The organism is Shewanella sp. SW32, from assembly GCF_025653365.1.
GTDB lineage: Bacteria > Pseudomonadota > Gammaproteobacteria > Enterobacterales > Shewanellaceae > Shewanella > Shewanella oncorhynchi.
In genome coordinates this window covers 62,331-77,385 of the sequence record NZ_JAKKSJ010000025.1, presented here as the reverse complement: position 1 = coordinate 77,385, position 15,055 = coordinate 62,331, and the positions used below count along the sequence as shown (strand labels likewise).

Below are 15,055 nucleotides of genomic sequence, written 5' to 3'. Positions count from 1 at the left end.
TTGGTGTGCCACCATGGCGTTCTAGTTTTAACTGTCTCACCCATTTATCCATAGTGGACTTACCTACGTTCATCGCCTTTGCAGCTTCGATGATGCTATGGTTTTTATCGAGGACTAATTGGGCTGCTTCAAGTTTGAATTCAGCACTAAATGTTTTTCTGGTTGTCGATCTCATGTGTTCACCTAAAGTCATCTACGAGGTAATAATATCACCTCTATTTAGGTGGCCAAAATTAGTGTGCCACTACAAGATCGTTGTTGAAAGAGAAGAAGAAGCGAATGCTGAAGCTGAAGCAAATGCTGAGCGTATCGCTAAAATTGCAGAACTTCAGAAGATGATTGAGTCAGCTGGTTTATCACTTGATGATCTTGGCGGTGTTACTGCTAAAGTAAAAAGCACAAGAGCACCACGTCCAGCTAAATATTCAATCGTAGTTGAGGGCGAAACTGTCACTTGGACAGGGCAAGGTAGAATGCCAACTGTTTTCAAACAACAGATTGAAAATGGCCGTTCAATCGAAGACTTTTTAATCTAAATTCCTCGTCTCTAACAGAACAGACTGATGAAAGTCTGTTCTGCCCCAAAACGATTTTTAACGTAACTGATTGAACCGTTAAGTTTTTTCTAAGTTGACCTAATTTTAGTAATGACACTAAGTGTAGTATATCGCAGGTTCAGTTCAATTCTAGAGATATATAATGGGAAAGACAAAAGCTCATGATTTTGGAATAATTAAAGGCAATCCATTTGAGATAACCTTCAGGCAACATTTTTTGCCAAATGGCTTGATGAGGCATTTTTCAACTAAAGAAAACAAGATATACAGAGTAGTTAAACCCTTTGCACATGTTGAATTGATAAAATACGAAAGGAACGACGATTACGCAATTTCTCTCCGCGCATGGAACACCAGAATGGAAGAAATATTTACCGCGATAGAGACAAAGTTTTATGCAGTTCGTGAGAGTGTAGCTTCTGGAGTTGATCATTTATCAAAAGATGACTGTATTGCGATTTCAAATTTTCTAGCCTCTTGGAAAGTTCGTCCAAATTATCTCCGTAGCAGCAGAGAAGTTCACAAGATTTATGGTATCCCAGAACCTCAATTCCCTCCGGAAATTATCTCAGAGTGGATTGCAAAAACTGATCAGCGAGAGGCAGATATACCTCAATATATTCGAGAACATTTAGAGAAGAAAGGAGGCCGACTATCGGTGCCTACCCTAGAAGATCATGAAGTTAATAGCCATAAAGTGTGGTGTGATTATGAATGTGTCAGCTTGGGGCTAAAGAACATACGCTGGATGGTTCACCGCTTATCTGATTTGGAAATAGCACTTCCAGATGAACCGCCCTTTCATTTTGTACCTATCAACCCAAGTACCGTCTTGCTGCCAGAAAAATTTCCAGTAGATATGACTTCCGCTGACGGTATATCAATGCTGAACTATGCAATTGTCACTGAGAGCAGATCAGCCTATTGGTGCCATGATATAAATCGGCTGATTAAACTCCCAGCTTAAATCAGGGGCTCTACACCGGAACCCTAGAAAATTCCGTCACTAAAGCTAATGACCATCTCCTCTGATTGCTAGGTTTGGAAAATGTGTATGCGTATTTTTCAGCATGGTGTATTTGATAAAAAGCTGATAAGTTCCTTTTATTACAAGTAATTAATTATGCGCGTTTTTACTGGTTTAATGAGGTAAACGCGCATGCGTACCAATCATACGTTATGTCCTATTAGGAGTAATCAAAATTGCAATTCATTCATAATGATTTAGGTCAAAGGAAAGCAGGTGAAATTGTTGAGGTTACTTTGACTAGTGGCGCTAACGTTCGCTTAATGAATAGTTCTGATTTCAGCAATTATAAAAATGGAAGACGGCACAGCTATATAGGTGGCTTAGCAAAAAAATCGCCATTGAGACTACAAATCCCAAATTCTGGTCACTGGCATGTTGCAATTGATATGCAAGGATTGAAAGGAAGTACTAAGGCATCTGTACAAATACTTCCAGGTGCACTACCTACGATTCAAGATCGACCTCTATCGGAAGTTCCAAGCTTAGTTCGTGACAATATTCCACCGCCAACAGAATCTGGTGAAGAAACTCATGACGTTTTTATTTCACACGCATCTGAAGATAAAGATGATTTTGTTCGCCCTCTAGCAGATGCTCTCATTGTAGTGGCACACTGAATTTGGCCATCTAATAAGAAATGTTATGATCCCCTCATAACCTATTTAGGTGACAACATGAATAAAAGTAAACGTGCACGATATAGCGCCGCCATTAAGCTTGAAACAGCTCAATTAGTCGTTGATCAAGGCTACACGCAAGAAGCAGCAGCAAAAGCTATGAACGTGGGTAAATCGACGGTCAGTAAGTGGGTAACACAGCTTCAAGTTGAGCGCCAAGGGCATGCTCCGAAAGCCTCACCAATGACACCAGAACAAATTGAAATCAGGGCACTTAAACGTGAAATTGAGCGGATAAATCTCGAGAAAGAAATCTTAAAAAAGGCTACGGCTCTATTGATGTCGGACTCGCTGAACACTTCTCGATAATCGAGAAACTCAATCAGAGCAAAAAATATCCTATTTCAGTGTTATGCCATGTATTTAATGTGAACCGGAGTAGCTATCGCTATTGGGTGAGCCGTGAAGTTGTGGCGACATCTGAGCAGCGGCTTTTAGAATGTGAAATCAAAGCAATACATGCTGAAAGCCGGGGGTCTGCGGGGGCTAGGAGTATTGCGACTATCGCCTCTGAACGTGGCTTTGCGTTAAGTCGTTATCGGGCTACTCGGTTAATGAAAAAGCTTGGACTAGTGAGTTGCCAACACCTCAAACACCGCTATAAAAAGGCTGAAAATGAGCATGTGACTATCCCTAATGCACTCAAACGACAATTTGCAGTTGTCGAACCTAACACCATTTGGTGTGGTGATGTGACGTATATTTGGGCGAGTAATCGTTGGTGTTATTTAGCGGTTGTGCTGGATTTATTTTCGCGAAAAGCGATCGGTTGGTCGATGTCACTTTCACCGGATACTGAGTTAACGGTGAAGGCGTTAGAAATGGCATTTGAATCACGAGGAGAGCCAAAAAACCTGATATTTCATTCAGATCAAGGTAGCCATTATACCAGCCTTAAATACCGTCAGCGGCTGTGGAAATATCAAATAATCCAGAGCATGAGTCGTCGCGGTAACTGCTGGGATAATGCACCAATGGAGCGGTTTTTCAGGAGTTTAAAAACGGAATGGATCCCAATACAAGGCTACAAAAGTTTTACTGAAGCTAAACAAGATGTGACCGATTATATCATTGGTTATTACAGTGAAGTCAGGCCACATCATTACAATGCAGGATTGAGCCCAAATGAATCAGAGCGAAGATTTTGGGAAGATTCTAAAGCTGTGGCCAAATTTAGTTGACCACTACACATAGTTCAAGGGCTGAATGTGTGGTATGACGAAATGACACTTAGAATTGGGGATAGTCTGAGGCAAAAAATAGATAAAGGTCTAGCAAATAGTAAAGTAGGGCTTGTTGTTCTATCGCCTTCATTTATAAAGAAAGGCTGGACCAACTATGAGCTTGATGGAATTGTTACTAGAACAGTGTCAGGTGAGCAAGTCTTATTACCGATTTGGCACAACATAACAAAACAACAAGTAGTAGATTTTAGCCCATCGATTGCAGATAAAGTTGCTCGAAGTACGGCAACTCACACCATTGAAGAGATTGCTATAGAAATTGCAGAGCTTATTAAATCATAAACATAACAAGTCGCTGGATCATCGCGCACTACGTGCTCTGGACCGTTATTCAGACGTAGTTTTGTGGTTTTGCTGGGCAAAAGTATCCCACAAAACCGCAACTGAATAACTGCCGCTTTCTTTGACGCCTATGTGTTACCAAAAATAGGAATTACAGTGGACAAATTAGATACGTTATCGTTTGATTTTTTTAAATTCTTTTCAAGAATTGAATATTCTTTAAAAGCAGCCTCTTTCCATACTGGAGAGGGTAATGCAAATCCTAATTGGACAACCTTTGCTCATGATATTGATTCTAAGTTTCAAGCTATACAAGATAAAAAGCTCAATGAGGCTAAGCAATATATTCTTTCTAATCCACCAAAGAAGCAAGTGATTGAGCAAGGGAACATTGCGTGGTCTGATGCAGCACCTACACCGGAAAATGGCACGGACTTGTTGTTACTCTACGTTCGTCGAGTAAGAAATAACCTTTTTCATGGAGGCAAGTTTAACGGAAACTGGTTTGCCCCCGAACGCAGTGAAGAACTACTAAATAGCTCAATTATTGTCCTTGGATATGCACTCGCATCCAATGATAAAGTAAAAGAAGCGTTTGAAAATTAAATATAATAAACTGCTCAAGAGGGTTTCAGCACGCGTGCATTTTAACCATACATTTAGTTTAGTGATATAAGGTGTGATGCTGAATCGCTCGTTGTGCTCGCTCATTTATGCCAAAATGAGCCCGTGAATCACTCTAGGTAAGACTGTATCTGTGAATCAGATTTACACCTAGTCTGGTTCATGCATGACATACTGCAATTTTGCGCAGGCTTGGGCTAACGCGCAATTGCCCCATTGTGTGTTGGCTCTGATGGTATTTTTACAATACATAAACTAATGGTTAGGCAAAAGATTCCAGCTCCTTTTCTTTCTTCACTCTAGGTCGGCAGCGTATTTAGATAGTTGACCACTACAAGTCTTGTCCAACGAATTCATAAATCGCGAAAAACTTTTGACATCATCAAGCTCAAAATCTGATATATGTGGATACCCTAACTTGGACAAAACGCACACATAACCATCGATAAAATAGACTAGAACGCTACACATAAACAGGTAGTTTATTTGGTTGCGTTTAATCTCTTCGGTTGGGTGAGCCTTATGAGCAGTATTTACCTGCATCAATGAGTCGAAACCAGTGTGGGTATGGGAAGACCAAAACGAATATTTGTCGCATACAAAAGTTGGGATGCCTAGCTGCTGGCCTAACTCATACCAACCGCAAGGTTTCCATTCGTTCTTTCTCGATGGTTTGAAGCTATTAAGTCTAAGGCGCGAGGATAGCTCATCAATAATCTGTTTTTCTTCCCCAATTTTTGCTTCTAATTCTGGCGTTCCAGCGACAACTTTGTTTTTTGCCCTATTCTTGTAACCGAGCAACGTATACCAATCAAGACGGTCTTTATCTAGTTCATCACTAAAATAGTGGTAAGCAATAGTTACCAAGTTTTCATATGACACTCGTAAAAGTGCTATCACACTTGAAGTGTCATAGTAAGTGAACCCCTGCTCTATATGATTGAGGTCTAGCTCGCTAGTCATCAACATTTCAGTAGTATTGAGGTGCTTCAAAAGCTTAATAGCTGCAACATTCATGAAGTAATAGTTATCATCTGCTTTGTTGATAAACTCGAAACCAGATTCAAAAATGTTGCATGCCGTTCTATAGAACAATGCGTAGTCATCACTGCTAACCATCAAGTTTCTCCTACTCATTAGGTTATATAAAATTCAATACAATAGCTCTATGCAGGATGGCTGCCAACCCCCATAAGCAATTGTTTTTTTACAATAGTTATTGAGTGTTCTAGTTTGTCTCTAAACGATAACATTACCTGTTGACTGTTATTTGATCTGGTTCTGGCTTAGAGTTGCCCCAATATGAGTTTCGCAGTTCAAAAGGTAAATAAGGTGAATAATGCTTTGGCTATAGAAAAGCTAATGTGATGAGGTTACTTTCAACCTAGAAATTTTACCCATGCGATCTATCAAAAACCAGCCAGTACGCATGTCAGGATAGCCACTCCCTCAAGACGAAGCGGAATGACCGAGTAGTCAGACTTATAGGCGCAAGCCTGTGAGGGGATGTGGTACGAGTATCAGCCTGAATGCGAGGCCAAAAATCAGTCAGACGTGAGTGTGAAATAATGAGAACGCTAAAGTAATATCAAGTAATTACCTATCAAACTGTATAAAATGCCGCTTCCGCAAAAAAGCAAATTCCTATACCATCATTCATACCAATTGACATGGATGTGGCAGCGGCTAATTCCAACAAGCGATTTATGCCTTGCAAACAGCGAAGCGCATAAATACTAAGACATTATACAAAATCAAGGAAGTAAATCATGTCTACTGAATATGATGGAAAGAAAATATACAAATATATGAGCGCGAGTCAGGCAGAATTTCAGATTCGTGGCGACAAAATACATAAATATATGAGTGCATCTCAGCCCGTTTATCAAATAAAAGGAAACAAAATCCATAAATACATGAGCGCATCACAAGCAGAATTCGAAATCAAAGGCAATAAAATTCACAAATATATGAGTGCCTCACAAGCAGTTTACGAAATCAGATAGTTTTCGTATCACGGCGCTCACTTCGTTCGCTGGGACTTGCTAAAGAAAGCCTCTTAGTTTAATCGTTAGGCCTTATAGGAGCATGAATGGATTACCCAACTTTAATATCTAAATTGGTAGAATCGCTTGCTTGGCCGATTGCTGTCGTGATCATTTGTCTATCTCTCAAAGAAGGTGTGATAAAACTCCTCCCTAAGTTAAAGCAGCTCAAATATAAAGAATTTCAGCTGGACTTTGACAAAGAGATTCAAGAAGTCAGTGACAAAGTTGAATCGGCTCAACTCCCAAAACTGGAGAGCATTACAGCGCATACTGATTTAAATGCGGCGAAAAAATCTTTGTTTAGCTTATGTCCTTCATACCCACGGGCGGCGATGTTGGAGTCGTGGATTCTTTTGGAAGCGAAGGTTGGTAATGCCTTGCAAGCCTCCGGGATTATAACCAAAGGAGAGAAGCTCAGTGGTCAATACTCACCTGTAAATTCTGCCAGAGTGTTATTCGGAGATGATTATCCAGAAAAGCTTAAGCACTTTGATCGCCTTCGTAAAATAAGAAATGAGCTCGCTCACGGTATTACTACAGAAATAAGCATCGATTCTGCATTGGCATACATAGAGATGGCATTTCGTTTAATGCTTTTTGTCGAAAATACGTGGCCTAACAAGTCAAGGCAGCAGAATGCCAGCAATGCTGGCGCCTCTGCTTGAGACGTTGGATATTTATGAAAATTGAAGAATTTGAAAGTTGGTCTACTTATTATCAGGTTCAACTTGATGGAGTTAGTTATGAACCCAATCCAAGGCGACGTGTTGCTATGGGATTGTTACATTTGAGTTTAGAGCACCATCAATCAATCTTAACTTTGGCTAAATATAACTTGCTTGGGTCATCTTTTGCTCTTCTCCGTTGCCAATTTGAAGCGATGCTTCGAGGCTTGTGGTTTCTGCGATGCGCTACTGATGCTGATATAGGAAAGTTTATCGATGGTGAGAACTTAGAATTAAAAGTTAACACATTGATAAGCGAAGTTGAGACCAAAAAAGGCTATCAAAATGGAGAACTAAAGCGTTACAAAGAGGGAAAATGGAAAGCTATGAATGACTATACTCACGGTGGTTTTTTCCAAATTGCAACTCGTACTCAAGGTAATGAAGTCACCGGTCGTAACTTTTCGGAACACTCAATTTGGTTTTTAGCTGAATCCAGTAAGTTATCACTGCTATCCATACTAGATTTATGTATCATTATTGAACAGCCAGAATTATCACTCACTTTTTTTGAAAATTACTTTAATATCATCGAAAAACAACCATAGCAAACCAGTGCAATTGACGCAGTTAACATTAGCGGTTGTATTTAAAATCATTCTAAAGCTTTGGTCATAACGGGATGCTCAATTGATTGGGGCGTTGAGGCTGTAGAATTTCTCCCGAAATGACATTTCAACTTTTTTCATAATTAAAGCTGGCTGGTTTTTTTTGAGCTTGTGGCATATCGATGCCTGTGGTCTAATAGATATTATTCACCTACAGTAAATTGTTATGGCCAACTACAAGCCTGACTTATTCTGCCAAAGTAAATTCATTTCCATCAATTTTTTGTGGAAACGTTTTTTAAAAGAGTTGTTATGAAAATTTTTATTGATACAAATATATTTTTTAATAATTGGATGCTTAGAGCGGCACATTTTCAGCTTCTTTCTAATTACGTACTTAATACTGACTGTATGTTGCTTGTTTCTGACGTTGTAATAAAAGAAACTGAGAATAAGTTTAGGGTCGAATTAGAAAAGACAAAAAAAGATCTGAATAATTTAGCAAGTAAAGTAGGACAGTTTACAGAATCGAATTTCACAATTGATATGAGCCAGCTTCCAATTGAGCCTTATGACTTTGGGGCTATTGTTCGTGGCTACTTTCCTAATTTTGAAACAATTTCATGCGAAAGTGTAAACAATGAAAAGTTAGTACAGAAAGCTATTCTTGCGAAAAGACCATTTAGAGAAAATGAAAAAGGTTATCGTGATGCAGTAATTTGGCATTCACTAATAAATTATGTATCCGAACATTCTGTATCAGATGACATAATTTTAATAACGAATAATTCGTCAGATTTCTTCGTCAAAAATGGCGAGAGTTTTTCACTACACCAAGACTTATCGGATGACTTGGCAGAGTTAAACTTGAGTAATAAGTTTAAAGTATATACGTCATTAAAGCAGTTTATCGGTGAGAATGTAAATGAAGATCTGCATGGCTTTGTACATGAAGATAGTAATGGTCTAGAAGAGAGATATGGCGAGGTAATTGAAGAAGAATTCGAGAACTTTGCTATTAGTTTTATGAATAATCTAGAAATTAGTCAAATAAGAGAAATTTTCTCAGTTTCAGGCTGGAAAACTGATTATCTGGATGTTATGAAATCTTCACGATTTGATGTTTGGGAAGGGATGGAAGATCCGTCAATTTACAGGTGTTTCAAAATAGAAGATGACAAGGTAGCGTTTGAATACTCTTTTAACCTAAGGCGTTGTACCTTGGAGTTCACATTGAACACTAGTGAATATATTATAAATAAGACTGGTATAAACGATGTGTTTATCAATGCTGAAGTTTATGAAGAAATTACGAACGTGTTCAGATATCCGAGGACATACTTCACAGGGAGTGGGGTAATTAATCTAACAACCGAAGAAGTTGAACAAATCGATATTGATGAAGTTTGGCTTAAATAAAGCTAATAAAGCATTTAAGAGCTATTCGCAACGCGTGGCATTTTTACTATGCGTTGCATTTAGTATTTAAGGTGGTATGCAGAAACTTGGGCATTGCGTTGCTCACACCTTAATGTGGTGTTAACCCATAGATATTTTAATCCGAACTCCACGAATTAGAGAAAAAACTTAGCTCACTTTTGTCCCAATCCGTGTTGGTGAATACCATCATTTTACGCAGGCTTTGGGCTAACGCACTTTTGCCCCAAAGTGAGAATGAGTGGAATTGAACCCAATTTCAAACCCTGCAAATTGACTTACTTTTCCTCATGCCTAAAACTCCAATTTTGTGGCCAAGTTTGATAATCTACTACAAGTTAGAGTCAAAGTTTGTTCATGTCCTATTTAGTAGCTTTTGTCATACCTCATCTAATGTGAGGTGCAAAATACAAGACCTGATCCCATCGCTTTTTTAGTTCTGTAATGATTAAAAGAAGTAATGCTTAGAGGTCTCTTTTTTAACAATGTAATTATTGTTCAGCTACTTACTCACATCTGGCGCATAAGGTTAGGTTAGTTGATAGTGGTTATAATTGACCGAAATTATTGCTAGTCATCCCACTCAAGAGCAGAAGCTAACTCTATTAAATTTTGATAATAGGTAATATCGACATCTTCGAGTTTGTACAGACTATGGTAGAAATCTAACCACGCATTTGAAGTATCTTCATCTTCATGTGAGTTCCTGTTAGCTGGATAAGTACATACCTTTTGAGCTAACTTCTCTTTAAGTGGTATGTTTGTCGAAAGGTGACGCCCTATCCCCCCATTGCCGGTATAACCGGATTCCACAGATTTTAAATATATGCTGAAAATATCTTTCATATAATGCGACAAATTAGCTTTATATACAGCATCAGGGTACTGAGTTAGGCTTTGATCAAGTAGAGAGTCGTAAGGCACATTAGAATCCACATTAAGCATGATATTTCTATTTTTAAAGTCATAGTTCTGAGTTAAATATCTATTTAGCTTAACCCTATTACCATCTGACCATTTGCTAAGTCCAAACTTATAAGAGATTACTGCTTCATACACATCTTCATTCTTTTCTCTAAGGCTCATAAGTGCTGTCAACATCAATAAGTCAACCTTACTACCGCTTTTCATATGGCCTAAAATAGCAATAATCCTGTCTGTTATCTGAATTATGGTTCTAGCTGGAAGACCAAAACATGAAATTACAGAATTGATATTACTTATATTATGCTCGTAGCTCTCACACTCAGGCCATACAACAATACGATTTTGTTTTATGTATTGTCCTGAAAGTTTTTCACAATCACAGTGGGCATAAATCAGACTATCTATAGTAGGCTGCTTTAGAGTAAACCTGCTATTAAAGAAACGACTTAAATATGTTCTAGCATCAAATCCTTCTCCGTAGATGGCTTTAACTGCATGCTGTAATTGCGCAGTATCTGTGGCGACGATAAAAACAACACCTGCAATATCAAATATATGCTTAATAACTTCCAGCATTTCTACCGCATAACTAGGTCTACAGCGGTCTAATTCATCAATAAATACAAATGCTGGATACTTTCTATTGTAATCATCTCTAGCCGTGTCCAATCCAACTACTGCTTCAACCCAGTTTTCTACATTAAGTTTAATGCTTTCAATCGCCTCAGATTTATCCTCATGTTGGCGAAGTAGTTCCTTAACCATTTGAGAAGCTGTTGCACTCATATCCACTTTGTTCGAACCAGCATCAGCAGTAGATTTTGGTGGTACGTCCTCAGTTTGACTATTCTCCCAAAGCTCAATAGGATCAAATCCGCCATACCTTTTTACAAAAGCCCCTACAATACTGGGTGCAGCAGCTTTCAATAGCCCCAATAGCTTTTTAGGGGCTTCAAATGTGTTCTCATCGACACCAGTTAATCTTGCTTGGCTTTTGAGTTGGCTAATCATTGAAGAAACAACTGTCATCAATGGATCTTCCGAATAGTCTTGCTTCCAAGCATCCAAATAAACAACAGGGTGATGTACCTTTAAGTCTTCAGATAGCCTACGAAGAAAGTACGTTTTTCCAGAACCCCATTCCGCATTAAGATTTAGTACATAGTTTTTCTTATCTCCAGATGCTTCTTCGAACCCTTGCTTTGAAAGAAAGTCTGCAATGAAATCTGCATACTCCTGACGCTGTAGTTTATCGGCTGGCAAGGATTCAAACTTACCATCGCCCAGCTCAATTTTCTTCGGCTCTGACCAATCAAGCTTAACTTCCGATGTCATACAAACCTCTATTCAATTCAAAAAGCAATTTCTATGACACAATACTACAAACTGCTTATTTGAGTTACAAAAAAACAATCACTTAATTATTGTTGCGAACCAAAGTATGTACTTGGCTGTCAAATTTTTTAAAGTCATAAGATAAAGTGGTCGGAGCGAATTAGATAAATTGAGATATATTTTCTCATCTAAGTGACTCGTGATAGAGGGGATACTCTAACGTGTTTTTGTCCAAAAGCTTTCTAGTTGTGAATCACTTTGAACTTTATGGTGTCACCATAAAACTCAAAGTGTCGAGAAAAGTGGTTGAACTATAATTCAGATGTTATGACTTAAAACGGTGAGTTAAAAGTTGAGACAACTTTTTCTCTAAAACCACCTAAAAGTTCAAATGATAATGATGTTGGTGTACCTAAAATATCCCGCGATAAAAGCTCTATAGAATACGATTGTGTCTGTGTATCGATTGACAGCCTGCCAGTATTGAGAATATTGCTGTTAGAAGGTGACATCGCTTTCACTGTCATATCAAGGGGTTCGGGTAACTCTTGTTTGAGCTTTATCTCAATTGGCTCGCTAAATATCACTGGGATATCAGGTATTTCTTCTGCTATACGACTGGCAAATTCTACAAGTTTTGGTTCAGCAAAGGTGTATAGCCAAGCTTGCTGATTAAGCGAAGCATTAGTGCGTAAAATACGACCTAAAACCTGTCTAAAGTAAAGCTCAGTTTTTACTCGACTAAGGTGGCAACAAACCTGTAGGCGAGGGATATCAGTCCCCTCACTTATCATACCTACACTCACGATCCAGTTAGTTGTGCTGTTTCTGAATTCATTTATCTTGGCAGATGGATCATCCTCTTTGTAGGTAACTATCTGAGCTGTTTCATTAAACTCTATTTTGAGTGTGTTCAAGATATCCGCAGCGTGTGATACAGATGAAGCAACAATAAGTCCGGCGGCATTAGGGTTGGACTGTTTTATGGCTCTTAACTTGTTTGTTGCTAACGCTAAGATATGTTGAATCGCCTCATGATTCTCGATGATCGACTGATAAGGGATTGATGAGCTTTTCAATAACTCATCCAAAGAGCCATAAGTCTTTGTTTCGTTTTCTTCATCTGTAACTAAAATTTTGTCGTTATCAATTAGTACAATGTGAGGGCTGCGGCATACACCATCGGCAACTGCTTCCTTAAGGCCATAAACATAGTCACATTGAATTAGGTTATCTGGATCTGTGTATCGAGATAAAACAATCGGTGCTTGGTCCGAGCGCCAAGGCGTGCCCGTTAACGCTAGGGTGTACTGCGCTTGGGCCTGTATGTTGAGTAGGATTTCTTCCCCCCATACGTTTGCATCTTCAAGAGATCTACCTGCACAATGATGGATCTCATCAAAGACAACGAGAACTCTATTCCTTCTCAGTAATTGCCAGAAATCCTCTTTAAAAGCCAACATCCCCTGATAAGTATAAGAGCAACCAACTGAACCTATCACGCCATCAAATCGGCACTCCAGACGATTGGAAAATGTCTGTTTCATCCCTTGAGAGATATTCACTGATGGAGAGAAGCACAACACAAAATCGATTAGACCATCCTCAAATAGTCTCGCAGCAACTTCGGCGGCCATAATTGATTTGCCTGCACCAGGTGTTGCTAAGCAAAGGAAATGTCTGTGAGCACCATAAAAGTGCCTTAGAGCGCGTTTGACGCACTCAGATTGCCATTGTCTAAGTTGCATGGAGTTACTTTTGCTGATGGGTAATAGCTGATTTAATCGCTTTGATTTGACCTAGCAGTTTTGAGCTCGTTTCACGAGCCAACAAATACTGTGATTCGAGATGAGCTTTCATTTCAGGAAAGGATTGGTATAAGCGCATATACTCTTCCGACTCACCTATGCTCGTAAGTAAATCGATTTCTGACTGCTTGAGCCGCTCTTCTAATTGTTTAATAGTATTATGCTTTTCCCTATTTGTAGGTGTTACCTGTACGGCTTCGGATTTTTTTGCGCTTTGCAGGATGAAATTCGCTTGAAAAAAGTTCGTTGTCTTTTGATAAGTCGTTTCCTTCGACTGTGGGTCTACATTTTTATCTAAGAGCCCCTTTTTCACGAGTCTGTGGACCTGTTGATAAGTGAAATTGTAGGTTTTACTGACCGTTATACCGCTAGTCGAAGCAGCAAGATAAGCGTCGCGTAAACTCTTAATTTGAAAATTGTTGAAGCTCTCGTCCTGGAGAATGGTATGCAAAGTAGGGCATATTTTGATTGAGACTTTAGACATGACGTTCTCGCAAGAGGCTGTTTAGTGCTCCAACTAGGCATTAGAAGAGCATTGCTTTCAAAATGCGGATTATAATCCGTGGCATTATAAGCCGCAACTTTGGATAGTCTTTCTCTTTAACGAGATGAAAAATGAAAGACTTAGCAATCCAATTTGGGGCTAAATTACGAGAAGAACGTAAACGGCGAGGCATTTCCCAAGAAAAAATTGCGCTACTAACTGAGATAGACCGCAGTTATATGGGGCGAATAGAGCGTGGAGAGGTAAACATCACGCTCGAAAAGGCATATCAGTTGGCGGAAGCCTTGAGTTGTGACATAAGGGCACTCTTGCCATAGACACATCTAAATGATTCCTGCCAAGTGAGAATTGCCGCTTCAGCTCTGCTTGTAGTGGTCAAGTAAACTTTCGAGCGAGCCCTGTTTGCTTATTTCAGTCGCTTTTTGTACTTGTGTGGCTTCAGGGAGGATTACCCAGGTTTGGGGGCTTTTTCTTTTTTTCTTTAGTCACCCTCTGCCTTTAATCTGGCGTGTGCAGTGGTCTTAGATAAAAATTGACTCAATACGAACAATCTAGGATCAGTCTTTTGAACAAGTGACTTCCTGGGTAAAGCGGAAACGATTCACCTGCTTGCCTTAACACTCCAGATTCTAACCATGCACCAATGATTTCCTTATAAATTGGAGGCAATTGTTCTATTGGCGTGCTATCAGCGGTTCCCATTCCAGCATAGTAACCTAAGTGTAAGGTGCAATCTTCCTGGGAAATTAACAAGTAAGGGGAGCTAATCTCTTCGTTAGTCCAACTTCTAATTTTATCAATTTCAAATTGACTCATAGACCACTCATCCAACTAAAATTCAATAAAATGTACAAACATTTAAAAACTACGTGTGATGTTTACTTATTGCTACTTTCAACGTCTCGTAAGGTCTTTTGAAACACATCCATGACACTTGGGTTGGTTTTGCCAATGCTGGATAACTTTTGAATGAAAGCTTGAAGTTTGCCAATCTCTGAGCTTGCTACCGCAAGCTGTGCTTCGAGTTGGATCACCTTCTGCGCTAATTCCACGTCTTTCTGTAAATAAGAAATCAGTTCCTTATTATCAGGCGAAACAGGCTTACCCCTTAAACCTTGCTTTTTTTGCTTGTATTCGTGCTTGATATTAGCGTACTTGTCGAGCGTTTGTCTCGTGGTGGCAATACCTAAACTGGATTCAATTTTTGTGACTAAAAAGTCCCAGGTTAATTTACCTTCCCAGCTTCGAATGAGTGCCTGTATGGAAATTTGCTGTTCAGTTTCGAGTGATTTAAGTGCCATATCACCT

At 39.2% G+C, this 15,055-nt stretch carries 18 protein-coding genes; 11 read left to right on the top strand and 7 right to left on the bottom strand.

The features are described from left to right. The coding region (locus L5M28_RS15735; protein ID WP_263203831.1) for a transposase at nt 1–175 on the bottom strand (175 nt) is incomplete at its 3' end. 61 nt (nt 176–236) lie between these two features. Between L5M28_RS15735 and L5M28_RS15730 the strand changes: the two genes are divergently transcribed. The 6 genes from L5M28_RS15730 (at nt 237) to L5M28_RS15705 (ending at nt 4,396) form a co-directional block, all read left to right on the top strand. Further along, nucleotides 237–536, top strand: a complete 300-nt coding sequence (locus L5M28_RS15730; protein ID WP_263203828.1) for an H-NS histone family protein — start codon at nt 237–239, stop codon at nt 534–536. 163 nt (nt 537–699) lie between these two features. Further along, the gene (locus L5M28_RS15725; RefSeq protein WP_263203827.1) at nt 700–1,524 is read left to right on the top strand and encodes a hypothetical protein; all 825 of its coding nucleotides are present in this window, start codon (nt 700–702) and stop codon (nt 1,522–1,524) included. A gap of 236 nt (nt 1,525–1,760) precedes the next feature. Then, complete coding sequence (locus tag L5M28_RS15720) at nt 1,761–2,204, top strand: DUF1883 domain-containing protein (protein ID WP_263203825.1); 444 nt, start codon at nt 1,761–1,763, stop codon at nt 2,202–2,204. A 57-nt stretch (nt 2,205–2,261) separates the two neighbouring features. Further along, a protein-coding gene (locus L5M28_RS15715) for an IS3 family transposase (RefSeq protein ID WP_263203824.1) occupies nt 2,262–3,445 on the top strand; the annotation gives its coding sequence in 2 pieces (ribosomal slippage) (nt 2,262–2,517 and nt 2,517–3,445; 1,185 coding nt in all). Between the two features lie 27 nt (nt 3,446–3,472). Then, a complete protein-coding gene (locus L5M28_RS15710; RefSeq protein ID WP_263203822.1) occupies nt 3,473–3,790 on the top strand; it encodes a toll/interleukin-1 receptor domain-containing protein in 318 nt (105 codons plus the stop codon). Between the two features lie 156 nt (nt 3,791–3,946). Then, a complete protein-coding gene (locus tag L5M28_RS15705) occupies nt 3,947–4,396 on the top strand; it encodes a hypothetical protein (protein ID WP_263203819.1) in 450 nt (149 codons plus the stop codon). 312 nt (nt 4,397–4,708) lie between these two features. Here the strand turns inward: L5M28_RS15705 and L5M28_RS15700 are convergent, their stop codons facing one another. Further along, complete coding sequence (locus L5M28_RS15700) at nt 4,709–5,533, bottom strand: hypothetical protein (protein WP_263203818.1); 825 nt, start codon at nt 5,531–5,533, stop codon at nt 4,709–4,711. 650 nt (nt 5,534–6,183) lie between these two features. On the opposite strand from L5M28_RS15700, the gene L5M28_RS15695 reads away from it, so the two are divergent. The 4 genes from L5M28_RS15695 to L5M28_RS15680 all read left to right on the top strand — a co-directional run bounded on the left by L5M28_RS15695 (nt 6,184) and on the right by L5M28_RS15680 (nt 9,154). Then, a complete protein-coding gene (locus L5M28_RS15695; RefSeq protein ID WP_263203817.1) occupies nt 6,184–6,420 on the top strand; it encodes a hypothetical protein in 237 nt (78 codons plus the stop codon). Nucleotides 6,421–6,506: 86 nt separating this feature from the next. Next, the gene (locus tag L5M28_RS15690; protein WP_263203815.1) at nt 6,507–7,127 is read left to right on the top strand and encodes a hypothetical protein; all 621 of its coding nucleotides are present in this window, start codon (nt 6,507–6,509) and stop codon (nt 7,125–7,127) included. Between the two features lie 14 nt (nt 7,128–7,141). Continuing rightward, nucleotides 7,142–7,735, top strand: coding sequence for a DUF6988 family protein (locus L5M28_RS15685; protein WP_263203813.1), 594 nt, complete (start codon nt 7,142–7,144; stop codon nt 7,733–7,735). 312 nt (nt 7,736–8,047) lie between these two features. Further along, nucleotides 8,048–9,154 carry a PIN domain-containing protein gene (locus L5M28_RS15680; protein ID WP_263203812.1) on the top strand — a complete coding sequence of 369 codons (1,107 nt, stop codon included), beginning with the start codon at nt 8,048–8,050 and terminating at the stop codon, nt 9,152–9,154. Nucleotides 9,155–9,742: 588 nt separating this feature from the next. On the opposite strand, the gene L5M28_RS15670 is transcribed toward L5M28_RS15680, so the two are convergent. The 3 genes from L5M28_RS15670 to L5M28_RS15660 form a co-directional block, all read right to left on the bottom strand. Beyond that, nucleotides 9,743–11,434: a KAP family NTPase gene (locus L5M28_RS15670; RefSeq protein WP_263203811.1), complete on the bottom strand. Its 1,692-nt coding sequence runs from the start codon at nt 11,432–11,434 to the stop codon at nt 9,743–9,745. 332 nt (nt 11,435–11,766) lie between these two features. Then, nucleotides 11,767–13,182 (bottom strand): DEAD/DEAH box helicase, encoded by a 1,416-nt coding sequence (locus tag L5M28_RS15665; protein ID WP_263203810.1) that lies wholly within the window; start codon nt 13,180–13,182, stop codon nt 11,767–11,769. Between the two features lie 4 nt (nt 13,183–13,186). After that, nucleotides 13,187–13,726 (bottom strand): response regulator, encoded by a 540-nt coding sequence (locus L5M28_RS15660; protein WP_263203809.1) that lies wholly within the window; start codon nt 13,724–13,726, stop codon nt 13,187–13,189. Between the two features lie 131 nt (nt 13,727–13,857). On the opposite strand from L5M28_RS15660, the gene L5M28_RS15655 reads away from it, so the two are divergent. Further along, on the top strand, nt 13,858–14,064 hold the full coding sequence (locus L5M28_RS15655; protein WP_219233616.1) for a helix-turn-helix domain-containing protein: 207 nt from the start codon (nt 13,858–13,860) through the stop codon (nt 14,062–14,064). 220 nt (nt 14,065–14,284) lie between these two features. On the opposite strand, the gene L5M28_RS15650 is transcribed toward L5M28_RS15655, so the two are convergent. Next, the gene (locus L5M28_RS15650) at nt 14,285–14,563 is read right to left on the bottom strand and encodes a hypothetical protein (protein ID WP_263171474.1); all 279 of its coding nucleotides are present in this window, start codon (nt 14,561–14,563) and stop codon (nt 14,285–14,287) included. Nucleotides 14,564–14,625: 62 nt separating this feature from the next. Then, complete coding sequence (locus L5M28_RS15645) at nt 14,626–15,048, bottom strand: hypothetical protein (RefSeq protein WP_263203807.1); 423 nt, start codon at nt 15,046–15,048, stop codon at nt 14,626–14,628. Nucleotides 15,049–15,055: the final 7 nt, after the last annotated feature.